General features: G+C 70.5%; 21 protein-coding genes. 5 read left to right on the top strand and 16 right to left on the bottom strand.

The features are described 5' to 3' along the window. Positions 1-43: 43 nt before the first annotated feature. From ACIBI5_RS04835 to ACIBI5_RS04820, 4 genes are read right to left on the bottom strand one after another with little or no spacing between them, the layout of a single operon-like run. Positions 44-862: a carbohydrate ABC transporter permease gene (locus ACIBI5_RS04835; protein ID WP_397097237.1), complete on the bottom strand. Its 819-nt coding sequence runs from the start codon at positions 860-862 to the stop codon at positions 44-46. Beyond that, positions 843-1,742: a carbohydrate ABC transporter permease gene (locus ACIBI5_RS04830; RefSeq protein ID WP_397243206.1), complete on the bottom strand. Its 900-nt coding sequence runs from the start codon at positions 1,740-1,742 to the stop codon at positions 843-845. The genes ACIBI5_RS04835 and ACIBI5_RS04830 overlap by 20 nt, the downstream gene beginning before the upstream one ends. Continuing rightward, positions 1,739-2,992: an ABC transporter substrate-binding protein gene (locus ACIBI5_RS04825; RefSeq protein ID WP_397243204.1), complete on the bottom strand. Its 1,254-nt coding sequence runs from the start codon at positions 2,990-2,992 to the stop codon at positions 1,739-1,741. Before ACIBI5_RS04825 ends, ACIBI5_RS04830 begins: the two co-directional genes overlap by 4 nt. 31 nt (positions 2,993-3,023) lie before the next feature. Next, positions 3,024-4,187, bottom strand: a complete 1,164-nt coding sequence (locus tag ACIBI5_RS04820) for a trans-sulfuration enzyme family protein (protein ID WP_397243202.1) — start codon at positions 4,185-4,187, stop codon at positions 3,024-3,026. An 11-nt stretch (positions 4,188-4,198) separates the two neighbouring features. Here ACIBI5_RS04820 and ACIBI5_RS04815 point away from each other — a divergent pair, with 11 nt between their 5' ends. Then, positions 4,199-5,173 (top strand): LacI family DNA-binding transcriptional regulator, encoded by a 975-nt coding sequence (locus ACIBI5_RS04815; protein WP_397243200.1) that lies wholly within the window; start codon positions 4,199-4,201, stop codon positions 5,171-5,173. On the opposite strand, the gene ACIBI5_RS04810 is transcribed toward ACIBI5_RS04815, so the two are convergent. The 10 genes from ACIBI5_RS04810 to ACIBI5_RS04765 all read right to left on the bottom strand — a co-directional run bounded on the left by ACIBI5_RS04810 (position 5,170) and on the right by ACIBI5_RS04765 (position 11,748). Beyond that, positions 5,170-6,654, bottom strand: a complete 1,485-nt coding sequence (locus ACIBI5_RS04810) for a cation acetate symporter (protein ID WP_397243198.1) — start codon at positions 6,652-6,654, stop codon at positions 5,170-5,172. The genes ACIBI5_RS04815 and ACIBI5_RS04810 overlap by 4 nt on opposite strands. Continuing rightward, positions 6,651-7,016 (bottom strand): hypothetical protein, encoded by a 366-nt coding sequence (locus tag ACIBI5_RS04805; protein WP_397243196.1) that lies wholly within the window; start codon positions 7,014-7,016, stop codon positions 6,651-6,653. Before ACIBI5_RS04805 ends, ACIBI5_RS04810 begins: the two co-directional genes overlap by 4 nt. Continuing rightward, positions 7,013-7,750 carry a LytR/AlgR family response regulator transcription factor gene (locus ACIBI5_RS04800; protein WP_397243194.1) on the bottom strand — a complete coding sequence of 246 codons (738 nt, stop codon included), beginning with the start codon at positions 7,748-7,750 and terminating at the stop codon, positions 7,013-7,015. Before ACIBI5_RS04800 ends, ACIBI5_RS04805 begins: the two co-directional genes overlap by 4 nt. Positions 7,751-7,828: 78 nt before the next feature. Continuing rightward, a complete protein-coding gene (locus ACIBI5_RS04795) occupies positions 7,829-9,007 on the bottom strand; it encodes a sensor histidine kinase (RefSeq protein ID WP_379613306.1) in 1,179 nt (392 codons plus the stop codon). Next, complete coding sequence (locus ACIBI5_RS04790) at positions 8,986-9,405, bottom strand: HIT family protein (protein WP_397243192.1); 420 nt, start codon at positions 9,403-9,405, stop codon at positions 8,986-8,988. The genes ACIBI5_RS04795 and ACIBI5_RS04790 overlap by 22 nt, the downstream gene beginning before the upstream one ends. Further along, positions 9,402-10,109 carry a DUF1838 family protein gene (locus tag ACIBI5_RS04785; protein WP_397243190.1) on the bottom strand — a complete coding sequence of 236 codons (708 nt, stop codon included), beginning with the start codon at positions 10,107-10,109 and terminating at the stop codon, positions 9,402-9,404. Before ACIBI5_RS04785 ends, ACIBI5_RS04790 begins: the two co-directional genes overlap by 4 nt. Positions 10,110-10,160: 51 nt before the next feature. Next, a complete protein-coding gene (locus ACIBI5_RS04780) occupies positions 10,161-10,586 on the bottom strand; it encodes a protease inhibitor I42 family protein (protein ID WP_397243188.1) in 426 nt (141 codons plus the stop codon). Positions 10,587-10,630: 44 nt separating this feature from the next. Further along, on the bottom strand, positions 10,631-10,915 hold the full coding sequence (locus ACIBI5_RS04775; RefSeq protein WP_397243186.1) for a hypothetical protein: 285 nt from the start codon (positions 10,913-10,915) through the stop codon (positions 10,631-10,633). Between the two features lie 269 nt (positions 10,916-11,184). Next, the gene (locus ACIBI5_RS04770; protein ID WP_397243184.1) at positions 11,185-11,505 is read right to left on the bottom strand and encodes a hypothetical protein; all 321 of its coding nucleotides are present in this window, start codon (positions 11,503-11,505) and stop codon (positions 11,185-11,187) included. Between the two features lie 81 nt (positions 11,506-11,586). After that, complete coding sequence (locus tag ACIBI5_RS04765) at positions 11,587-11,748, bottom strand: hypothetical protein (protein ID WP_397243182.1); 162 nt, start codon at positions 11,746-11,748, stop codon at positions 11,587-11,589. 113 nt (positions 11,749-11,861) lie between these two features. On the opposite strand from ACIBI5_RS04765, the gene ACIBI5_RS04760 reads away from it, so the two are divergent. The 4 genes from ACIBI5_RS04760 to ACIBI5_RS04745 are packed head-to-tail and all read left to right on the top strand — an operon-like array spanning position 11,862 to position 17,927. Continuing rightward, the gene (locus ACIBI5_RS04760; RefSeq protein ID WP_397243180.1) at positions 11,862-14,870 is read left to right on the top strand and encodes a DEAD/DEAH box helicase; all 3,009 of its coding nucleotides are present in this window, start codon (positions 11,862-11,864) and stop codon (positions 14,868-14,870) included. 2 nt (positions 14,871-14,872) lie between these two features. Continuing rightward, positions 14,873-15,682, top strand: a complete 810-nt coding sequence (locus tag ACIBI5_RS04755) for an SWIM zinc finger family protein (RefSeq protein WP_397243178.1) — start codon at positions 14,873-14,875, stop codon at positions 15,680-15,682. Positions 15,683-15,722: 40 nt separating this feature from the next. Continuing rightward, positions 15,723-16,955: an MFS transporter gene (locus ACIBI5_RS04750; RefSeq protein ID WP_397243176.1), complete on the top strand. Its 1,233-nt coding sequence runs from the start codon at positions 15,723-15,725 to the stop codon at positions 16,953-16,955. Between the two features lie 9 nt (positions 16,956-16,964). Next, a complete protein-coding gene (locus ACIBI5_RS04745; RefSeq protein WP_397243174.1) occupies positions 16,965-17,927 on the top strand; it encodes a phosphotransferase family protein in 963 nt (320 codons plus the stop codon). On the opposite strand, the gene ACIBI5_RS04740 is transcribed toward ACIBI5_RS04745, so the two are convergent. Together ACIBI5_RS04740 and ACIBI5_RS04735 are read right to left on the bottom strand one after the other, a co-directional pair. Then, complete coding sequence (locus tag ACIBI5_RS04740; protein WP_379613317.1) at positions 17,850-18,788, bottom strand: diacylglycerol/lipid kinase family protein; 939 nt, start codon at positions 18,786-18,788, stop codon at positions 17,850-17,852. The genes ACIBI5_RS04745 and ACIBI5_RS04740 overlap by 78 nt on opposite strands. A gap of 38 nt (positions 18,789-18,826) precedes the next feature. Continuing rightward, positions 18,827-21,430 (bottom strand): immune inhibitor A domain-containing protein, encoded by a 2,604-nt coding sequence (locus ACIBI5_RS04735; protein ID WP_397243172.1) that lies wholly within the window; start codon positions 21,428-21,430, stop codon positions 18,827-18,829. Positions 21,431-21,633 lie beyond the last annotated feature (203 nt).

Below are 21,633 nucleotides of genomic sequence, written 5' to 3'. Positions count from 1 at the left end.
ACTACCCTGTGTAATCAAGCAAGCTCGGCGAGCACCGCGCCCTTCAGCCCTTGACGGCCCCGGCGGTCAGGCCCTCGACGATGTAGCGGCGGATCGCGGCGAACAGGATGAGGGTCGGGACGACCGAGACGACGGTGGCGGCGGCCATCGAGCCCCAGTCGATGTCGTACTGGGTGATGAAGGAGTTCATGGCCACCGGGACCGTCTTGGCATCCTCGCTGTCGATGAAGGTGATGGCCAGGAACAGCTCGTTCCAGCACTGCACGAACGCGAAGATGAACGTCGCCGCGATCCCCGGCAGCATCACCGGGATGACGACGCGGACCAGCGCCGACAGCCGCGAGGCCCCGTCCACCTGGGCCGCCTCCTCCAGCGCGACCGGCACCCGTTCGTAGAAACCGCGCATGATGATCGTGGAGAACGGCACCAGCATGGCGACGTAGACCACCATGAGGCCGGCCAGCCGGTTGAGCAGGTCGAGGTCGGACATCAGCAGGTAGAGCGGGCCCAGGGCGATGAACAGCGGGATCATCTGGGTCACCAGGAAGGCCAGCATCAGCGCGCCCCTGCCGGGGAAGGTGAAGCGGGCCAGGGTGTAGCCGCCGAGGACGCCGATCACGGTGACCGCGGCCGCCGCGACCAGCGAGACCATCAGGCTGTTGGCGAGGTAGCGGCCGAAGTCGGCGAACTCGAACAGTTCGGCGTAATGCTCGAAGGTGAGGTTGGCCGGCCAGTACTTCAGCGGCATCGAGAAGATCTCGGCCTTGGGCTTGAGCGAGGTGACGACGATCCAGTAGAGCGGGAAGACGGTGATGAGCAGCCAGGCGCCCAGCACCGTCCCCTTAGCGAGCCTTTTCACCATCGGCGGACCTCGTCACGTTCAGGTAGAAGATGCTGAAGGCCAGCAGCAACGCCAGGACCAGCAGCCCGACGGCGCCGGCCCGGCCGTAGTCGCCGCCCATGACCTGCTGGATGAGGAAGGTGGTGACGATGTCGGTGCTGCCGGCGGGCCCACCGCCGGTCATGGAGTAGATCAGGTCGGGGAAGTTGAGGATCCAGATGATCCGCAGCAGCACGATCAGCGCCAGCGTGGGCCGGATGTGCGGCAGGGTGACGTGCCAGAACTGGCGCAGCCGGGAGGCGCCGTCCACGCCCGCCGCCTCGTAGAGCTCCTTGGGGACCGACTGCAGCGCGGCCATGATCATGATGGCGAAGAACGTCGTGCCGTACCAGACGTTGGCCACGATGACCGAGGTCATCGCCCAGCCGGGCGTGGACAGGAAGCCGATGCGCTGGTCGATGATCCCGGTCTTGAGCAGCAGGTCGTTGATCACGCCGAACTGCCCGTTGAACATCCACCGCCACAGCAGCCCGATCAGGAACCCGGACATGGCCCACGGGAAGAACACCCACGCCTGGTAGAGCCCCCGGCCCCTGAAGTGCCTCCTGAGCAGCAGCGCCAGCCCGAAACCCAGCACGAACTGGAAGAACAGCGAGACCACGACCCACGTGCCGGTGTTGCGCAGCGAGGTCCAGAACCGCTCCTCGGCCAGCACCGCGGCGAAGTTCTCCAGGCCGGCGAAGGGCGTCTGGGTCAGGTCGAACAGGTTGTAGCGCTGGAAGGCCATGACGCTGCCGCGCACCATCGGCCAGTAGGTGAACAGGACGACGAACACGATCCCGGGCAGCAGGCACAGCGTGATGAACGCCGCCCTGCGCCCGGTGAACGCCCTCTTGGTCACGAGACCTTCTTCGCCTGGTCGGCCCAGAAGGCGTCCCAGGCCTTGAGCACGTCGGCCGTGCTCTTCTTGCCGGTCAGCAGGGCCTGCACGTCACGGTCGGAGTCGACGAGGAACTGACTCCATCCGGGGTAGTCCACGGGCCGGATCGTGATCACCTGCTTGGGGTCCTGCTGCGCCTCCAGATAGGCCTTCCAGGCGCCCTGGGAGAACTGCGGGTCGCTCTGTGCCTGCTTGGAGATCGGGATGAGCGAGTTGCCCTTGGCGAAGCGGATGCTCTGCTGCGACTCCGACAGAAACTGCACCAGCTTGACCGCCTGGTCGCGATGCTTGGTGAAGGAGGTGACGCCCCATCCGGCGTAGCCGACGGGCTGGTAGGCGTATCCGGTCGGGCCCTTCGGGATCGGCGCCGTGGACCACGCCTTGACCCCGCTCTCCTCGACCGTCTTGATCACCTCGGGGTCCTGGATGAGCATGCCGGTGACGCCCGAGGTGAAGCCCTGCACCATCTCCGGGTAGGCCCACGAGACCGAGTCCGGCGGTGAGGCCTCCTTGAAGATCTTGACGAACAGGTCGAGCGCCTGCGCGGCCTCGGGCGTGGCGAAGATCGTGCGCTTGTCCGTCAGGTAGAAGGACTTGTCCGGATTGAGCGCCTCGCCGTTGTAGGCGCTGATCATCATGACGGCGTAGTCGGCGCCGCCCTTGCCGCCGCGGAAGGAGTAGCCGAACCGCTCGCCGCCGGTCATCTTCTTGCCCGCCTCGTACAGCTCCTGCCAGGTCTTCGGCGGCGCGGCCATGCCCCAGTCGGTGCGGTAGAAGAGCGTGCGCTGGTAGAAGCCATAGGGGATGAGGTACGGCTTGCCGCCCACCTCGACCGCCTTCTTCTGGGTCAGGTCGGTCAGGCCGGCCCAGCCGCTCCACCCGGTCGTGGGCAGCTCGCCGAGCCAGCCGTTGTTGGAGAAGGACTTGGCCGTGTGGTCGCGGACCTCCAGCACGTCCAGGTCCTTCTTCGTCTGCAGGATCTGGGTGATCTTCTGGTCGGCGCTGTCCAGCGGCGGCGAGATGAGCTCCACCTTGACGCCCGGGTTGGCCTTCTCGAAGTCGGCCAGCAGTGACTTGAGCAGCTTGGTGCGCTCCGGGCTGGTCAGGCTCTCGACCATGCGCAGCCGTACCTCGCCGGGGCCGGAGCCGGAGGACGACCCGCAGCCCGCGAGCAGCACGGTGACGGCGGCAAGGGCCAGGAAGGATTTCACGACGCCTCCATAGATGTGACAGCGCTGTCAGTCACGCTAGGCGACCGACACCCTCCAGCGCTAGACCGAGGTCCTTGATCAATGTGTCCGCGGCCTCAAGGCCGACCGACAGCCGCACCAGGCCGACCGGGATGCCCATGGTCGCCCGCACGCTCTCTTCGACCGACAGCGCCGGCACGTTGACCAGCGACTCGAAGCCGCCCCACGAGACGCCGATGCGGAAGTGCCGCAGCCGGTCCAGGAACTCGGCCGCCTCCTCGCGCGATTCGGTGTCCAGTTCGATGCTGAACAGGCTGGAGAAGCCGGACATCTGGGCCTTGGCCCGCGCGTGGCCGGGGTGGGAGGGCAGGCCGGGGTGGTTGACCACCCGGACGGCCGGGTGCTCGTCCAGGAAGGCGGCGACGGCCAGGCCGCGCTCCTGGTGCGCGGCCATCCGCACCGGCAGCGTGCGCAGGCCCTTGATCACCTTGGCGGCGTCGTGGGGTGACATGGCGGCGCCGTACAGCTGATACTCGGTCAGCGCGAGCGGCCTGATCAACCGCGACGGGCCGGCCACCACGCCGCCGACCAGGTCGCTGTGCCCGCCCACGTACTTCGACAGCGAGTGCAGCACCAGGTCCACCCCGAGCGTCAGCGGCTTCTGGAAGATGGGCGTGGACCAGGTGTTGTCCATGGCCGTGACCAGGCCGCGCTCCCTGGCCCAGCCCGTGACGGCCGCGATGTCGAAGACCTCGTAGCGCATGTAGGACGGCGACTCGAAGTAGAGTAGGCGCGTGCTCGACCTGATAGCGCTGTCACACCCCGCGAGATCGCTGACGTGCGTATGCGTGACGCCGAATTTCTCCAAATAGCGCAGAAACTGGGTCGTCGGCCCGTAGACGGCACCCAGCACCAGCACGTGGTCGCCCGCCGACACCAGCGACGAGATCGTGGCCGAGATCGCGCCCATGCCGGAGGCGAAGCACTTGGCCCGCTCCCCCCGCTCCAGCGCGGCGAGCTTGCGCTGGGCCAGGTCGACGGTCGGATTGGTGCCGCGCCAGTAGACGTAGCGCTCGTCCTCGTCCTTGATCGCCTCGCCCAGCTCGCCGGCCGTGCGGAAGGTGAACAGGGAGTTCTCGAACACCGGCGGGTTGACCGCGCCGAGCAGCCAGGGCTCGTCCTCGCCGAGACGTCCGCAGATCCATTCATCATCCATGGGGGCAGAGTATGACAGCGCGCAAGCCGACCATGGCCGACGTGGCCAGGTACGCGGGCGTGAGCCTGAAGACGGTCTCCCGGGTGGTCAACCGGGAACCGCACGTCAGCGCCGAGGTCCAGCTCAAGGTGGGCGCCGCGATCAGCGCGCTCGGCTTCCGCCGCAACGAGGCGGCGGCCCGGCTGGCCAGGGGCGCCACGATGCTGACCATCGGGCTGGTCATGGAGAACATCTCCAACGAGTTCTACTCGCGCCTGGCCAAGGCGGTCGAGGCGGCGGCCGCCGAGCACGAGGCGCTGGTCGTGTTCGGCTCCTACGAGGAGCGGCCCGAGCGCGAGCGCATGCTGGTCGAGTCCATGTACGCCCGCGGCGTCGACTCCCTGATCGTCGTCCCGTCGTCGGGCGACCACGCGTGGCTGGCCAGGCACACCGGCCTGACCACGGTCTTCGTGGACCGGCTGCCTCCCGGCCAGGACAGCGACGTGGTCCTGCTCGACGACCTGAAGGGCGGCCGCCTGGCCACCGAGCACCTGCGCGCGCACGGCCATCGCAGGATCGCGCTGATCTCCGACGACGTACGGCTGAGCTCGGTGCACGACCGGGCCACCGGCTACCGCGAGGCGCTCGGCACGCCCGACGAGCGCCTCGTCGTGCACGGCGTCTTCGACCCGTGGCGCGTCTCGCAGGAGGTCGCCCGGCTGCTCGACCTGGCCGATCCGCCCACGGCGTTCTTCGCCACCAACAACCGGGCCGCAATCGGCATCCTGCAGGCCCTGCGCGAGCGCCCGGAACGCCCCGCCTACGTGGGTTTCGATGACTTCGCGCTGGCCGAGGTGTTCAACCCCGGCGTGAGCGTGGTCCGCTACGACATCGACCGCATCGCCCGCAGCGCGGTCGGCCTCCTGCTCGACCCGTCCGGACGGCCGCGCCGGGTGACCGTACCGGTGGAGCTGGTCGTACGCGGATCCGGCGAGCGGGGCGCCTAGCCCTTGGGCCGCCAGTCGCCGCGGTCCAGGTCGAGGTCCTCGGGCGTGTGCAGGCGTACCATCGTCCTGGCCACGCCCGGCGGCACCCGGTGCGGGGTCAGGAACGACACCGCCACCATCACGGTGAACGCGATCGGCACCGTCCACGCCGCCGGCTGCGCCAGCAGCGCGTTGACGACCCCGTCGTACGGCCCGCCGATGATCGTGGCCAGCACCGCGCAGCAGGCCAGCCCGCCCCCGGCGAACAGCCCGGCCAGCGCGCCCGTCGTGGTCAGGCGCCGCCACCAGATGCCGAGCACCAGCAGCGGGCAGAACGAGGAGGCCGCCACCGCGAAGGCCAGCCCCACCACGTCGGCCACGGGCAGCGAGCGCGCCCACAACGCCAGCGCCAGCGGCACCGCCACGGCCATCAGCGTGGCGATCCTGAACGAGCGCACGCCGCCGCCCAGCAGATCCTGCGCGATCACCCCGGCCACCGACACGGTCAGCCCCGACGAGGTGGACAGGAACGCCGCGAACGCCCCCGCCGTCACCAGCGCGGTCAGCAGGTCCCCGAGTGTGCCGCCGACCATCGTGCCGGGCAGCGTGAGCACGACCGCGTCGGTGCGGGCCAGGTCGGGGGTGTACAGCCGGCCCAGCCAGCCATAGGCGGCCGGCAGCAGGTAGAAGGCGCCGAGCAGCGTCAGCACCACGAGCGTCGTACGCCGCGCCGCCCGCCCGTCCGGATTGGTGTAGAAGCGCACCAGCACGTGCGGCAGCCCCATCGTGCCCAGGAACGTCGCCAGGATCAGCGAGTACGTGGAGTACAGCCCGTACTCCTTGCCGCTGCCCAGCGGCATCTGCCAGGTGGCCGCGTCGGCCGCGCTCAGGCCGGGCGCGCCGTCGCGTTTCCAGGCCAGCAGCAGGAACACCAGCGGCACCGCCAGCGCGGTCAGCTTCAGCCAGTACTGGAAGGCCTGCACGAACGTGATCGAGCGCATCCCGCCCGACAGCACGTTGACCGCCACCACGACCGCCACCAGCAGCCCGCCGGCCCAGACCGGCGCCCCGGTGATCGTGCGCAGCACCAGCCCGGCGCTCTGAAACTGCGGCATCAGGTAGAGCCAGCCGATGAGCACCACGAGCACGCTGGCCGTACGGCGCACGGCCATCGACTCCAGCCTGGCCTCGGCGAAGTCGGGCAGCGTGTACGCGCCGGAGCGCCGCAGCGGGGCCGAGACGAGCACGAGCAGCACCAGGTAGCCGCCGGTCCAGCCGACCGGCAGCCACAGCATGTCGATGCCGTAGGTGAGGATCAGGCCGGCGATGCCGAGGAAGGAGGCGGCCGACAGGTACTCGCCGCCGATGGCCGAGGCGTTCCAGAGCGGGCTGACCGTGCGGGAGGCGACGTAGAAGTCGGAGGTGGTGCGGGAGAACCGGATGCCGAACGCACCGATGAGCACCGCGGCCACCACGACGACCACGACCGCGGTCAAGCTCATTTGCGCTCGACGAGGTCGGCGAAGTGGCGCTCGTTGCGTTCGGCCTGCCGTACGTAGAGCCAGGCTCCCACGACGAAGGCGGGATAGATGAGGCAGGCGAGGACCGCCCACGGCAGCGGCACGCCGAGCAGGTGCAGGCCGCGCACGTCCGGCAGGAGCAGGAACAGCAGCGGCAGCCCGCCGATCACGCAGGCCAGCACGGTGCAGACGAACAGCGCCAGGCGGAACTGGGTGCGCAGCAGGGAGCGCATGTAGACCTCGCCGACCACGGTCTGCTCGTCGATCTCGCGCGTGGCCGGGTAGCGGCGGCGGCGCGCGGCGGCGGTGCGGGGGCTGGTGACGGCGACGCGGCGGCTGCTCATCGTTTGGCTCTTCTGACGAGGAGGTCGCGCAGCTCGCGGGTGTGGCGGCGGCTGACCGGGATCTCGGTGCTGCCCACGGTCACCGTGCACCTGCCCGAGTCGATGTGCAGCTCCTCGATGTGCTTGACCGCGACCAGGTGGCTGCGGTGGACCCGGACGAACCCGGCCGTGGCCCAGCGCTCCTCCAGCGTGTTGAGGGGGATGCGGACCAGGTGGGTGCCCGTCTGGGTGTGCAGGCGAGCGTAGTCGCCCTGCGCCTCCACGTACACGACATCGGCGGAGGAGACGAAGCGCGTCACCCCGCCCAGCTCGACCGGGATCGTGTCGGCGTCCTCGCCGTCCGGCGCCACGTCGGAGGACAGGGCGACCCTGCGGATCGCCTCGGCCAGGCGTTCCGGACGTACCGGCTTGAGCAGGTAGTCCTCGGCCTTGATCTCGAACGCGTCGACCGCGTGCTCCTCGTAGGCGGTCACGAACACCACCCGGGGCGGGTTGGCGAACTGCGCCAGCAGGCGGCCCAGCACCACGCCGTCGAGCCCGCGCATCCTGATGTCGAGGAAGACCGCGTCGACCGGGCGGCCCTCGGCGATGCCGCGGTCGAGCTGCCGCAGCGCCGCGGCTCCGTCGCGGGCGGTCAGCACCTCGTCGATCCGCGGGTCGGCGCGCAGCAGGTAGGACAGGTCCTCCAGAGCCGGAAGTTCATCGTCGACCGCCAGGACGCGCAAGCCAGCCACGCAACACTCCTTCCGATCCCTTGACAGTGATAAAAGCGACAAGAGGCGTCAAGCCCGTCACGCGCAGGTCACAGGTCACTAGCGGGCCGAGACCCCCGGGTGGTACTTCGGCACGCGCACGTTGACCTTGGTTCCCGCGCCCTTGCCGGTCTCCACGACCAGGCCGTACTCATCACCGTAGACCTGGCGCAGGCGCTCGTCGACGTTGGCCAGGCCCACGCCGCCCGCGCTGACCACCTCCCCGGCCAGGATGAGCCGCAGCCGGTCGGGGTCCATGCCGAGGCCGTCGTCCTCGACGCTGATGCGGCACTCGGCTCCGGCGTCCTCGGCGACGATGGTGATCCGGCCTACGCCGTTCTTGCTCTCCAGGCCGTGCCGTACCGCGTTCTCCACGAGCGGCTGCAGGCAGAGGAACGGCACGGCGACCGGCAGCACCTCCGGCGCGATCCTGAGCGTGACCTGGAGCTGGTCGCCGAAGCGGGCCCGCTCCAGGATCAGGTAGCGGTCGATGGAGCGCAGTTCCTCGGCCAGCGTGGTGAAGTCGCCGTGGCGGCGGAAGGAGTAGCGGGTGAAGTCGGCGAACTCCAGCAGCAGCTCACGGGCGCGCTCGGGGTCGGTGCGGACGAACGAGGCGATCGTGGTCAGCGAGTTGTAGATGAAGTGGGGGGAGATCTGCGCGCGCAGCGCCCGTACCTCGGCCTCCATCAGGCGGGTGCGGGAGCGGTCGAGCTCGGCCAGTTCCAGCTGGGAGTCGACCCAGCCGGCCGTCTCCTGCGCCGCGCGCACCAGCCCGGCGGAGGCGTGCGGGCCGTAGGCGGCCAGCGAGCCGACGATGCGGTCGTCGGTGGTCAGCGGCACCACGACCGCGTGCCTGATCGGGCATTCGAGCAGCTCGCACGGGATCGACAGCACCTGGGTACGGCCGTCGCGCAAGGTCGCCGCCGCGTGGTCCAGGGCGTCGGCGGCGTGGTGGTCGCCGATGCCGTCGTACACCAGCAGCCGCTCGCCGTCCGTGATCGCCAGCGCCGGGGAGCCGAGCAGCTCGCGCAGGTGGCGCGAGGCCTTCTGCGCGCCCTCGGCGGTCAGCCCGGCGCGCAGCGGCGGCGCGGCCAGCGAGGCGGTGTGCAGCGTCTCGAACGTGGCCCGCTCGGCCGGCCCGGTCCCCAGCTCGCGGCGCCCGCGCAGCACCCGCCAGAGCACCACGGCCGGGACGCCGACCAGCACCACCGCCAGGATCAGGCCGACGGCGAGTTCCATGACTTCCTGATCAGCTCGGCGTAGGACTCGGCCTCGGCGTCGTCGGCGTACTTGGTGCGCGGCCAGAAGAAGCCGCGCAGCCCGTCCTTCTTGTGCCGCGGCACGATGTGCACGTGCAGGTGGGCGACGCTCTGGCTGATCCGGTTGTTCATCGCGACGAACGTGCCCGCCGCCTGCAGGCCGTCCTCCACCGCGCGGGCGCCCGCCTGGACGCGTTCGAAGAACGGGCCGACCTCGGTGAGGTCGGCCAGTGTCTCCACGTGGCGGCGCGGCACCAGCAGGACGTGGCCCTTGAAGACCGGCCTCGTGTCGAGGAAGCCGACGGCCACCTCGTCGGAGAAGACCGTGAAGGCGGGCCGTTCTCGCGCGATGATCTCGCAGAACAGGTCGGTGCTCACCTGCCGACTTTAGCCGCGAACGCCGACCAGCTGCTCACGTTGGGGCCGCCCCACTCCTGGGGCGCGTGCAGGAAGTGCTCGCCGACGTGCGCGGCCAGCCGCTCGGGGGCCTGGTCGACCTTGCCGCCCCTGACGTGGTAGACGAGGCCGCCGGGGCGCGGGCCCATCGCCATCCAGGGCAGCCACGGCGAGACGCGGCTCCAGGAGAAGAAGCTGGGCACGTTCTGGGCGTCGCTCTCGACGTCTTCGGCCTTGGCGAAGAACTGGAAGAGCTCTAGGGCGCGATAGGTGTCGTTTGCCGAATTTTCCGGAAATTCCGCGACTTTGAGGGGCGAGGGGTAGGCGAGACGGATGTCCACATTGAAGATGACCTGGTCGCCGATCCGGGTCCGCGGGACCGGGTACGCGCCCAGGCGCTGGTTGACCGGGTCGTTGAAGACGTGCTGGACCTCGACCTCCTGGCCGGTGAACGGGTTGTCCCAGGTCTGGAGGATCTCGCGGGACTTCGGGTCGAGGTAGGCGGCGGCCTCGCGGGTCAGGAGCTGCCAGGCGCCGTCGGCCTCGACCACGCGGGCCACGTTGAGGCCTTCGAACCCGAACAGGTGGTGCGGGCCGTCGTCGTCCTGCCAGCCGTACACGTCGCCGGTCCACCACGAGATCGTCTCGGCGCCGTCAGTCGAGGCGCGCACCCGAAGGAAATCCATGGGGTGAAGCCTCTACGACCGCGCGTCAGGTTTCAAGACACTCTGTCGTGATCACTTGACGGTGATGGTGAAGATCGCGGTTCCGGACTCCCTGACGCTGTCCGGGGCCGACGGCGTCTTCTCCGCCCCGCAGCGCCAGCAGTTGTACAGCTTGACCTCCGTCGTGCCCGGCCGCTTGGCGTTGAAGACGAAGTAGCCGGTGCCGCCGCTGCCAGGGGCGTCGCCTTCGCTCTCGTGCTCCTCGCTGATGAACGAGGCCACCGTCGCGTCCGGCACCTCGACCAGCGACCAGTTGTCGCCGATCGACGGGTTGTCGGCGACGACCAGCGAGAAACGATCGCCCTGGCTCACCTCGACCTGGGTCGTCTGCCCCTTCGCGCCCTTCACGACGGTGCCGTAGTCGCTGACCGCCGAACCCGCGCCGCATCCCGCCGCCGCGACGGCCAGAAGGACCGCCGCGGCCCATGTCCTCTTCACCCGCCGCAGCGTACCGCTCCCTCCTCGGGGGTACGGCGGCGCGTTCAGCGCTTGCGCTTGAGCAGGCGGCGCACGACGAGGGCGACGATGGTGCCGACGGCGGCCACCACCAGGATGGGGCGCTTCTTCGCCTCCGTGGCGGCGGCGTCGGCCACCTCTCCCGCCTTGTCCGTCGCGGCCGCCGCCGTGTCCTTGGCGGCCACCGCCATCTCGCCCGCCTTGTCCTTCGCCGTGGCGGCCAGCTCGCCCGCCTTGTCCTTGGCCGTCGCGGCCGTGTCCTTGGCCGTCGCGGCGACCTCGCCCGCCTTCTCCTTGGCCGTGTCGGCCATGTCGCCTGCTTTATCCTTTGCCGTCGCCATCGCGTCGCCTGCCTTGTCTCTCGTTCCGGTCGTCTCATCGGACTCCGCGCCGGCCGGGGAACCCACCGTGGCCCGGTGCGCGCCCACGTCTCCCGCGCTGCGGTTCCGGTCCGTCCCGGGATCTGCCTCGGTCATCTCCGGGTCCCCTCCTTGACCACGTCGGCGCGGACGAAGGCGCCCGCGGTGTGTGGCCGCCTCCTCCGACGAGAAAGGCGCCTACCCTGTCAGGAGGCGCTCTATCACGGCTGTCCCCCGCGCAGGTCCTCGCGCATGGCGTCGCGGGCGGCGAGGAGCGGGTCCTTCTCCTCGGCGTCCTCACGGCTCGCGGCGAGCTCTTCCTCCGCGCGCACGTCGGTGACGTCCCCGTGTGTGCTGTCCGCCGCGACGAACACCCCGCGTGCCTTGCGCGCCGCTTCGGCGGCCTCGGCGTTCTCCGCCGCACCCGCCCGGGTCTGCGGCACGTTGATCGAGGTCGGGTCCACGGGCGTGCCCACGACGGCCTCGTGCGCGCCGACGTACCCCGCGGTCACTCCCTCGACGTACTCCTCGTGCTCCTCCATCGGCCCTGCCTTCCCGTGCTCTCACCCGTGGTTCTAACCGCACGGGTCGAGATCAACGGCAAAGCCCCGGCCACGATGTGGTCAGCGCCGGGCGAGCCTCAGCAGGAACCCGACCACCGCCGCGGCGTCGGACGACTTGGGCACCTCACACCAGCCACCCGGCTTGTCCGGCGCGGCGAACGGCGAGGGCAGCTCGCACGGCGGTGCCGGCGGTTTGGGGCGTTCGCACCAGGATCCGCTCATGCCTTCAGCGTACGTCGGCCCCCGCCACCGCCGCGAGCCTCCGGAGAGGATCCATCCGGTAAGCGTCGCCCCAACGGCGGCGTGCTGTCGGTGGCCGGCGGTAGCCTGCCGGGGTGCTGGTGGTGCATGGAGTGTGGGCGGGTGACGGGCTCGCCTTCTGGGCGGAGGACACCGAGGCGGTCGGAGCCGCGTCGCGTGGTGCCTGGCCACGGCCTCATCCGTTCGCCGCCGGGCATGAGGAGCTGGCCGCGCATTTCGGGCTGTCCGGCGGCGGGCACACGGTGATGGAGATGGTGCTGCCGGGCTCGGCCGCCGCCCCGGTGCCGTCGCCGGAGACCGGGCTTCTGGCCGACGGGATACGACCGCGGGTGCGCGTCTGGCGGGTGCCGGTCGTGGTGCCGGAGACCGGACGCTGTCTCGGCCTGCTCGGCTCCGGCGGGGCGACGGTGCGGTTCTGGGGCGTCGTGGCCGAGCTCGCCCGCGATCTCGTCCGGCGCGGCCGTGTCCTGCCCCAGCTCATCCCGTCCGGCGAGCACGCGGAATCCGCGGGCGGGGCGGACGTGGAGGAGGGGCCGGCCATGTGGGCCATCCCTCAGGACACCGCGCGGGCCCGCTGGCGGGCGGTGCTGACCGGGCAGGACGCGGCGCGGTTCCGGGAGCTGGCCTTGGCGATGCCGCCCGCCTGCCGTACCGGAGCCGTGGAGCGGGCCTCGGCGGGGGTGTTGCGCGCGGCGCTCGACCACTTCGCTGACGCCCACGTCAGGGCCAGGGTCCAGGAGCCGCTGGTGGCGCGGACGCGCACGCTCAGGGATCGCTGGCTGGCCGCGCTCACCGGGCCCGGCGCCTCCTGCCCGGACGTGCCGGAGCTGCGCGAGGCGCTGACCGGGTGGTACGACGCGGTGGCGGCGGCCGACGGTTCGGCGCGCGTCAGCTTCCGCCTGGTCGAACCCTCCGCCGACGCCGATGACGGCGCCGGGGACGCGGCTTCGGGGAGTGACGACGGGTGGCGGGTGGAGCTGGCGTTGCAGGCCGTGGACGATCCGAGCCTGTACGTCCCGGCCGACCGGATCTGGCGGGGTGAGCCGCTGCCGGGGCTTCCTTCGCGGCCCGAGCGGGAGTTCCTGACCGGGCTGGGCAGGGCGGTGCGCCTCTATCCCGATCTTGACCCCGCCCTCCGGGTGGCCGAGCCGCGGGAGCTGGTCCTCGACACCGCGGGCGCGTTCACCTTCCTGCGGCAGGCGGCGCCGCTGCTGCAGGCGGCCGGATTCGGCGTGCAGCTGCCTCGCTGGGCCGGGCGGGCCAAGCTGGGGCTCAAGCTGACCACCCGCACCAAGAGCCAGTCGGCGGCGACCGGTCAGGGGTTCGGGTTGCGGGAGCTGGTCGACTTCCGCATCGATCTGGCCGTCGGTGACGAGAGCATCAGCGAGGCGGAGCTGGCGGAGCTGGCCCGGCTCAAGGTGCCGCTGGTGCGCGTGCGCGGGCAGTGGGTTGAGCTGGACGAACGCCAGCTCAAGGCGGCCCTGAGGGCGGTGGAGGGACGCAGGGACGGCGAGCTGAGCGCGGCCGAGATCCTGCGGAACGTCGTTCAGGGCGAGGACGACGAGCTGCCCCTGCTGGAGATCGACGCCGACGGCGTCCTCGGCGATCTGCTGTCGGGGCAGGCCGAGCGGCGGCTGACCCCGCTGGCCACCCCGGCCGGGATCGACGCCACCCTGCGGCCCTACCAGGAGCGCGGGCTGGCCTGGCTGAGCTTCCTGTCGGAGCTGGGGCTGGGCGGCGTCCTGGCCGACGACATGGGCCTGGGCAAGACGATCACCACGCTGGCGTTGCTGGCCCACGAGAAGGCTCAGGCCGTCCAGACCTCGCCGACGTTGCTCGTGTGCCCGATGTCGCTGGTCGGCAACTGGCAGCGGGAGGCGGCCAGGTTCGCGCCGGGGCTGAAGGTCTATGTGCACCACGGCGGCGGACGTGACGCCACCCAGGCCGAGGACGCCGATCTGGTGATCACCACGTACGGCACCGCCCAGCGCGACCTGGAGACCCTGAAAGGCCTCACCTGGCAGCGCGTCGTCTGCGACGAGGCCCAGGCGATCAAGAACAGCGGCACCCTGCAGGCCCGCGCCGTACGGGCGATCCCCACCCGCACCCGCCTCGCCCTGACCGGCACCCCGGTGGAGAACCACCTGGCCGAGCTCTGGTCGATCATGGAGTTCTGCAATCCCGGGATGCTGGGCACGCGTACCAGGTTCCGTTCCCGCTACCAGGAGCCGATCGAGGCCCGCCAGGACGAGCAGGCCACGCTCGCGCTCAAACGCGCCACCGGACCGTTCGTGCTGCGCCGCCTCAAGACCGACCGGTCCATCATCACCGACCTGCCGGAGAAGCTGGAGGTCAAGGAGTGGTGCTCGCTCACCCCCGAGCAGGCCTCCCTGTACCAGGCGGTGGTCGACGACATGATGGGCAAGATCGACGGCAGCGAGGGCATCGAGCGGCGCGGACTGGTTCTGGCCGCGATGGCCAAGCTCAAGCAGGTCTGCAACCACCCGGCCCACCTGCTGAAGGACGGTTCGCGGCTGCCGGGCCGCTCGGGCAAGCTGGCCCGGCTGGAGGAGCTGACCGAGGAGATCGTGGCGGAGGGTGAGAAGGCGCTGGTCTTCACGCAGTACGCGGAGTTCGGCACGATGCTGCAGCCGTACCTGGCCGCGCGGCTGGACCGCCCCGTGCTCTGGCTGCACGGCGGCCTGGCGAAGAAGGCGCGTGACCGGCTCGTCGACCGGTTCCAGAACGACCCGGAGCCCATGGTGTTCCTGCTCTCGCTGAAGGCCGCGGGCGTCGGCCTCAACCTGACCGCCGCCAATCACGTCATCCACGTGGACCGCTGGTGGAACCCGGCCGTCGAGAACCAGGCCACCGACCGGGCGTTCCGCATCGGGCAGCGCAAGAACGTCCAGGTACGCAAGCTGATCTGCGCGGGCACCCTCGAAGAGCGTGTGGACGAGATGATCGAGCGTAAGAAGGCGCTGGCGGAGCGGGTGGTCGGCACCGGCGAGGACTGGCTCACCGACCTGTCCTCCCAGGAGCTGCGCGAGGTCTTCCGCCTGGGCGCCGGGGCGGTGAGCTGAGCATGCCGGTCGGCAGGGACGGATGGTACGACGGCGGCCGGCCGATCGCGGTCGAGGGCGGGCTCAGGGCGCGCACCCAGCGCGGCACGATCGGCGCCTCGTGGTGGTCGCGCAGGTTCATCGACATCCTGGAGCGGGTGTGCGACAAGGGGCGGCTGTCACGCGGGCGCGCGTACGCGCGCAAGGGCCAGGTGCTCTCGCTGGAGCTGGCCGCGGGCCTGGTGAGCGCCAGGGTGCAGGGCTCGCGCCCGGACCCGTACGAGGTGGCGGTCAGGGTCGAGGTGTACGCGGAGGCGCTGTGGGCCGAGCTGGAGGCGGCGATCGCCGGGCAGGCGGTGCACCGGGCCAAACTGCTGGCCGGGGAGATGCCGGCGGAGATCGAGGAGGTCTTCGCCGCGATGGGCGTCGACCTGTTCCCGCGCGATCTGGACATGGAGTGCTCGTGCCCGGACTGGGGGTTTCCGTGCAAGCACCTGTCGGCGGTGCTCTACCTGCTGGCCGAGTCGTTCGACGACGACCCGTTCCTGGTGCTGGCGTGGCGGGGCCGTACCCAAGAGCAGTTGCTGGGGTCACTGGCCGATGACGGCGGGGCGCGCGGCGACCCTCTGGGGGTGGCGGACGTGCCGTTCGCCGACCGGCTGGCCGACTTCTACGCGGCGGGCGCGAGCGTGCGGCGGCCCGAGCGGCGACCGGCGGGCGCGCCCGATCTGCTGCTGCGGTTGTTCCCGCCGCCCGAGGGCCTGGCGCACCAGCTCGGACCGGCCTATATCGGCATGGCCGCAGATCTTGAGGCACCCGCCGACGAGACCTAATATGAGGGCCCTCTCGCCCCGAAACCGGAGAGGACTCCTCGTGAGCTCACCCGTGTTAACGGCAAAGGTCTCCGGCGGTTGGACGGCACGGCTCGCCCTGGCCCAGCTCGGGCTGATGATGGGCTGGTTCACGCTGATCCAGATCGTGCTCCCCCAGCACATGGTGGTGGTGGACGACGCGAACAAGGAGGCGTCGCTGGCGGTGGTGTTCGCCGTGGGGGCGGCGGTGTCGATGGTGTCGAACGTGGCGTTCGGCGCGCTGTCGGACCGTACCCGCGGCCGCTTCGGCAGGCGCCGCCCGTGGATCATGTTCGGCGCGCTGACCGGCGCCGCGGCCCTGGCGCTGCTCGGCACCCAGCAGACGGTGCTGGGCATGACGATCGGCTGGAGCCTGGTGCAGCTGACGTTCAACGCGGCGTACGCCTCGACGGTCGCGGTGGTGCCGGACCGGGTGCCGGAGTGGCAACGTGGCCGGGTACTGGCGGTGGCGGGCGCGGCGCAGGCGGCGGGACCGCTGCTGGGCGGGCTGGTGGTGGCGCTGGTCGTCACCGGCGTGCTGCCGTCCTATCTGGCGATGGCGCTGCTGCTGCTGGCGACCGTGCTGCCGTTCGCGCTCGCGACCGGAGAGGGGCCGGTGCCGGAGACGGCCAAGGCCCGCTTCGACTGGCGCACGCTCTGGGTGAGCCCGCGCCGCCACCCCGACTTCGCGTGGGCGTGGGTGACGCGATTCCTGCTCAACCTGTCGATCTCGATGGGCACCGGCTACCTGCTCTACTACCTGCGTGACGCGATCGGCTACGAGCGGCTCTTCCCCGGGCACGGCGTGGACGAGGGCGTGCTCATCCTGCTGGCGGTCTCCACGGTGGCCGGTATCGCGCCCACGCTGTTGTCCGGCTGGCTGTCGGACAAGATAGGCAAGCGGCGCCCGATCGTCAGCGTGGCGGCGCTGCTGACCGCCTCGGCGGGGGTACTGCTGGCGTTCACCACGTCCTGGCCGACGGTGATCGTGGCGGCCGTGATACTCGGGGCGGGCAGCGGCGCGTTCCTGGCCGTGGACCAGGCGCTGCTGACCCAGGTACTGCCGACCGACCTCGACCGGGGCAAGGACCTCGGCGTGCTCAACCTGGCCTCGGCAGGGCCGCAGGTGCTCGCGCCGGTGCTGGCCGCGCCGCTGGTCACGCAGCTGGGCGGCTATCCGGCCCTCTACACGGTCACGGCCGCGGTGGGCGTCGCCGGCGCTCTGCTGGTGTGGAAGATCCGCGGGGTGCCGTAGCGTCGGCGCATGCTGATGGAGACGGCCGAGCGGGTGGCGCGGGAGTTCGAGCTGGGCGAGGTGGCGGCGGAGCCGGTCTACGCGGCACGCGGCGAGCTGGGCCTGATCTGGCGGGTGGACACCGACCGGGGTTCGTGGGCGGTCAAGGAGTCGCTCATCGACGTGGCCGAGGACGACGCCGCCGCCGACGTGGCCTTCCAGCACGCCGCCGCCGCGGCCGGCGTGGTGCTCCCGGCTCCGGTCGTGGACCGCGACGGGCGGGTGATCCTGCGGGCGCGGCCGTACGACCTGAGGGTCTACGAGTGGGCCGATCTCGCCGCGGGCGAGATCACCGCCGCCCAACTGGGCGCGGCGGCCGCGAGCGTCCATCGGGTACGGCACGCCGCCCGCGGCCCGGTGTCCGAGTGGTTCGCCGCCCCGCTGGGCGCGGAGGGGTGGGCGGGGATCGCCGGGATCTCGCGGCGCCAGGAGTGGGAGGACGCGCTGCGCACCTGGCTGGACGACCTCGTCGCGGTGGAGGCGGTCGTGGCCGTGCCGGATCCGGCACGGGTGACGACCTGCCATCGCGACCTCAACGAGGAGAACCTGCGCCTGTCCGCCCGAGGCGTGCTCACCGTCCTGGACTGGGAGAACTGCGGCCCGGCCGTGCCCGCCTGGGAGCTGGCCGCGATCGTGGCCCGCGACCCCGGGGTCTATCCCGCCTATGTGGCGGCGGGCGGTCCGGCCCGGGTGACCCGGCCGGAGGACTTCTCGATGCGCGTGGCCGTACAGGGGCATCTGCTGGAGTTCTACGCGCGGCGGGCGACCGATCCCGCGGAGGGTGAGGAGAACCGGGCGCGCTCGCGCGCCCGGCTGCGCGAGATGCTGACGCGGCCGCTCACGCTGGAGCGGATCTCAGCGATCCTCGAAGGTCTCCGGGACCATCACGCGCACCCCGTTGGGCACCACGCGCAGCCGGATGGGGGTGCGTAGGCGCACCTCGCCGTCGACGTCGGCGGCCATCGGCGGGTCGGTCTCCAGCAGCATCTCGCGGCCGGTCACGAACGGCCCGCCCGCCATGCTGCGCCAGCGGCCGGACGCCGCCCGCACGAGCGTCTCGCCGAGCAGGCGCAGCTTCTTGCCGGAGCCGAGCTGGTAGGCGACGAGCTGGCCGTTGTCGATGCTGATGTCCTTGGCCACCTGCCAGCCGCCGTGGAAGCGGCCGTTGGCGATGTTGAGCTGGTGGGTGAGGAGCTCATGGCGCTGGCCGTCGACGGTGATGAAGGCGCGGAACGGCCGGTGGCCCGGCAGGATCGTCAGCGCGGTTAGCGGGTAGGCGGGGCGGCCGATGATGCGCTTGAGCCACGGCTTGACCTTGCCGGCCACCTCGACGGAGACGCCGAAGCTGGCCAAGTTCGCGAACGGGCGGTCGTCGGCCATGCCGAGGTCGATGTCGGCGACCTTGCCGGTGGCGAAGACGTTGATCGCGCCGGCCAGGTCGAGCGGCAGGCCGAGGCTGCGGGCGAAGTTGTTGGTGGTGCCGAGCGGGAGCACGCCGAGCGCGACGTCGCGGTGGGCGATGTGGCGCACGGCCGACGACAGGGTGCCGTCACCGCCCCCGACGATCAGCAGGTCGGGCTGGGTGGCCAGCGCCCTGTCGAGATGCTCGCGCAGCCGCTTGGGCTTGAGCACCGAGAACTCGGCGAGCGGTTCGAAGCCCAGACCGTGGATGAGGTCGAGCGCCTCGAAGTAGTGGCGGCGGCCTCGGCGTGAGCGTGTGTTGATCACCACGGCCACCCGGCGCTCGCGCCGGATGGCCGCGGTGTGCTCCGCCTTGGTCCTAAGGTCCGTCATGGTCCCTCATCGTAGGGCCGCCGGAGCGGCCCCTACGATCACTTCTTGGGCGCGACGACCTGGACGATGGCTCCGAGGTTGCCGGGCAGGGGGCTGACCAGCCTGAACTGGACGCCCAGCGCCTTGCCCTCGTCACCCGGGTTGCCGGTGCCGAGCTTGTGGCCGTGGCCCATGTCGGTCCCGTACAGGTCGGTGGCGGGAGTGCCGTCGAAGTTGACGACGCGCGTGCTGTACTGCTGGTCGCCCTTCGCGGGGACGACCGCCGAGGCGTCGAAGTCGCGGTAGAACAACGAGCCGTTCTGCAGCTCGAAGCCCGGGTACCAGGTCTTCGCGTCGGTGAAGTTCGGCACGCCCTTCAGCGGGGCGATGTCCGAGCAGTACTGGCTGAACGGCTCGTCCGGCGCCTCCAGGCACTCCTTGAACGGGTAGGTCTTGTTGAAGGAGAACGCGGCGTTGGAGGTCTGGGAGCGGCCTTCCAGGTTCTTGTTGCGGCTCGGGTCCTTGGCGGCCGCGGTCCCGGTACGGCGCAGCGGCTCGTAATGGGAGTCCACGACCAGCAGGCTGCCCTTGGCTCCGATGCTGGGCAGCTGCTCCAGGCTCGGGATGATCACATTGTTGGTGTAGGTCGAGTCGCGGAGCCAGACCAGCAGGCCGGGCGCGTTGTACTTGACCTTCTGCACATTCCACGCGCCGTCGCGCGAGTAGGTGGTGTCGTAGGCGTACTGCAGGCCCTTGTCGAAGCCGTCGAAGTTACGCCACTCGGCGAGGTAGAAGCGGGAGATCTCGCGCGAGCCGTTGTTCACGGTCCAGCCCTGACCGCTGGTGTTGGTGAACGTGCCGCCGGTGGCCTTCCAGCCGTTCTCGCCGCCCTCGACGTCGTCGCTCCACACGGCGGTGCCGGCGTTGGTGAGCTGGAAGTCGTCGGCGTGCCAGCCGCGCGGGGTGGAGGCCGCGTCGGTGTTGTAGGCCAGGCGCAGCTTGACGGTCTGGCCGGCGAACGGGGTCAGGTTGACGTAGTCGTGCCGCCAGCCGTCGGTGTTGCCGGTGAGGCCGTACTTCTTGTTGCCGAACGTCTTGAGGTTCTTGTTCGGGTCCGGGTAGTCGTCCGGGGTGGTGACTTCCTGGCCGGCCTCGTTGAAGACCTTCTGCTGGGTCCAGGTGTTGCCGCCGTCGGTGGAGACCTCGACGAAGCCGTAGTCCCAGTCGGCCTCGATCTCGTAGTTGTTCCACATCCAGAAGCGCAGGTCGCTTCCGGCGGGCACCTGCACGTCGCGGGTGACCTTGACGTTGGCCCACTCCTGGTCCATGCCGGACCACCAGGCGTTGGTACCGCTGTGGGCGTCGATCATCTTCAGCGGCTGGCTGGCCAGGTTGACGCGGATGCCGTCGGCGGTGAACTTGGGCGTGCGCGAGGACTGGCCGACGGTGACGAGCTTGCTGGCGTCACCGGGGTTGAGCGTCTTGGGGTTGGCCCAGCCGAGGACCCACTTGTCCCACAGGCCCATGTGCGTCGGCATCGACTGGAAGATCGGGCCGGAGTGCGAGCCGCTGGACATCAGGTCCCAGAAGTCGACGGCGGAGCTGCCCGCGCCGCTGGTGTCGTACAGGTCGGGCAGGCCGAGGTCGTGGCCGTACTCGTGGGCGAAGACGCCGACGCCGGAGTCCTCGGGCTGCACGATGTAGTTCGAGATCTTCTTGTCGGTGCCGGGGACCTGGTAGCCGCCGGCGACCGCGCTGGAGTGCGCCCAGATCGCGTAGGTGCCCTCCTTGCCGCCGTCGGAGGACTTGTCCTTGCCGGCGTGGACGAGCACGAGGTGGTCGATCACGCCGTCGGGCTCGGCGAAGTTGCCGTCTCCGTCGGCGTCGGAGGTGTCCTCCTGGTCGTACTCGGCCCAGTTGAAGCCGGGCTGCGTCTGCGCCAGGACGTTGACCGCGTCGATGGCGAGCTGGCCGGCGCCCAGCGGGTTGTCCGGGTGGCCGGACATGTCCTGGGGAGCGCCACCGCAGGCGGCCGCGCCGTACCACGCCTCGGAGTGCGGGGCCTTGATCCAGCCGACGGCGGAGCCGGTGACGGAGTAGGCGCCCTTGGACATCTCCTCGTACATCTTCTTCATGGTGTGGCCGGAGATGTCGATGCCGGGGCGGCCGTCGCGCGGGTCCTTCAGATCCTTGCGCACCCGCTCGGTGATGCCCTTGTCGGTGTAGAGCATCTTGTTGAAGTGCGCGGGGCTGAAGTCGGGAACCCAGAAGGAGTTGTTGTCCTTCTGGGGCAGGCTCGCCGGGTCGGGGATGTTGTTGTGGAGCGGGCCGTTCATCTTGGTGCCCGGCGGCTCCACGACGCAGTCCTCGGGGGCGCTGTCGGGCGTGCGCAGGCGGTTGTAGCCGGAGAAGTCGTCGTTGGCGTTCTCGTTGAACTCCACGAGCAGCGTCAGCAGCTTGGCCGTCTTGGTCTGCTTGGATTTCTTGAAGATCCAGTCGGCGGGGTTGCGGCCGGTTCTGATGGCCTCGTTCTCCCGGGCGGCCAGGACGCGGCCGGCGACCGGGTTGCCGCTGGTGAACTTCTGGTCGAACTTCTGCGCCGGGGAGAGGCTGCGGGCGGCGGGCGAACCCGGCGTCGGCGGCTCCTCGAGGGTCTTCTCCACCCGGGGCGGTGCGTAGTTGATGTAGGCGTCTGCCGCGCTGGGGACATACCTCGCGATAGAGGCGTCCGCTGGTGCGACGGCGAGTCCCGTGGCGATGAGGGTGATCGCGGGGACTGTGGCTAAGTAGCGTCTGCTTGGCACAAAGCGGACGCTAAGCCCAAGGTCAAGTGATCGTAAAGCCCTTTCGGGAAATGTGATGTATC

Source organism: Nonomuraea sp. NPDC050540 (assembly GCF_044457485.1).
Classification (GTDB): Bacteria; Actinomycetota; Actinomycetes; order Streptosporangiales; family Streptosporangiaceae; genus Nonomuraea.
Note: the sequence above shows the minus strand (reverse complement) of the source record. Positions and strands in the feature narration are given on the sequence as shown.

Coding starts and splice junctions, on each gene's coding strand:
- ACIBI5_RS04820 (WP_397243202.1), bottom strand. CDS start 4,187: ATGGATGATGAATGGATCTGCGGACGTCTCGGCGAGGACGAGCCCTGG.
- ACIBI5_RS04795 (WP_379613306.1), bottom strand. CDS start 9,007: ATGGAACTCGCCGTCGGCCTGATCCTGGCGGTGGTGCTGGTCGGCGTC.
- ACIBI5_RS04740 (WP_379613317.1), bottom strand. CDS start 18,788: ATGACGGACCTTAGGACCAAGGCGGAGCACACCGCGGCCATCCGGCGC.
- ACIBI5_RS04785 (WP_397243190.1), bottom strand. CDS start 10,109: ATGGATTTCCTTCGGGTGCGCGCCTCGACTGACGGCGCCGAGACGATC.
- ACIBI5_RS04755 (WP_397243178.1), top strand. CDS start 14,873: ATGCCGGTCGGCAGGGACGGATGGTACGACGGCGGCCGGCCGATCGCG.
- ACIBI5_RS04810 (WP_397243198.1), bottom strand. CDS start 6,654: ATGAGCTTGACCGCGGTCGTGGTCGTCGTGGTGGCCGCGGTGCTCATC.
- ACIBI5_RS04815 (WP_397243200.1), top strand. CDS start 4,199: ATGACAGCGCGCAAGCCGACCATGGCCGACGTGGCCAGGTACGCGGGC.
- ACIBI5_RS04745 (WP_397243174.1), top strand. CDS start 16,965: ATGCTGATGGAGACGGCCGAGCGGGTGGCGCGGGAGTTCGAGCTGGGC.
- ACIBI5_RS04770 (WP_397243184.1), bottom strand. CDS start 11,505: ATGGAGGAGCACGAGGAGTACGTCGAGGGAGTGACCGCGGGGTACGTC.
- ACIBI5_RS04765 (WP_397243182.1), bottom strand. CDS start 11,748: ATGAGCGGATCCTGGTGCGAACGCCCCAAACCGCCGGCACCGCCGTGC.
- ACIBI5_RS04805 (WP_397243196.1), bottom strand. CDS start 7,016: ATGAGCAGCCGCCGCGTCGCCGTCACCAGCCCCCGCACCGCCGCCGCG.
- ACIBI5_RS04775 (WP_397243186.1), bottom strand. CDS start 10,915: ATGGCCGACACGGCCAAGGAGAAGGCGGGCGAGGTCGCCGCGACGGCC.
- ACIBI5_RS04835 (WP_397097237.1), bottom strand. CDS start 862: ATGGTGAAAAGGCTCGCTAAGGGGACGGTGCTGGGCGCCTGGCTGCTC.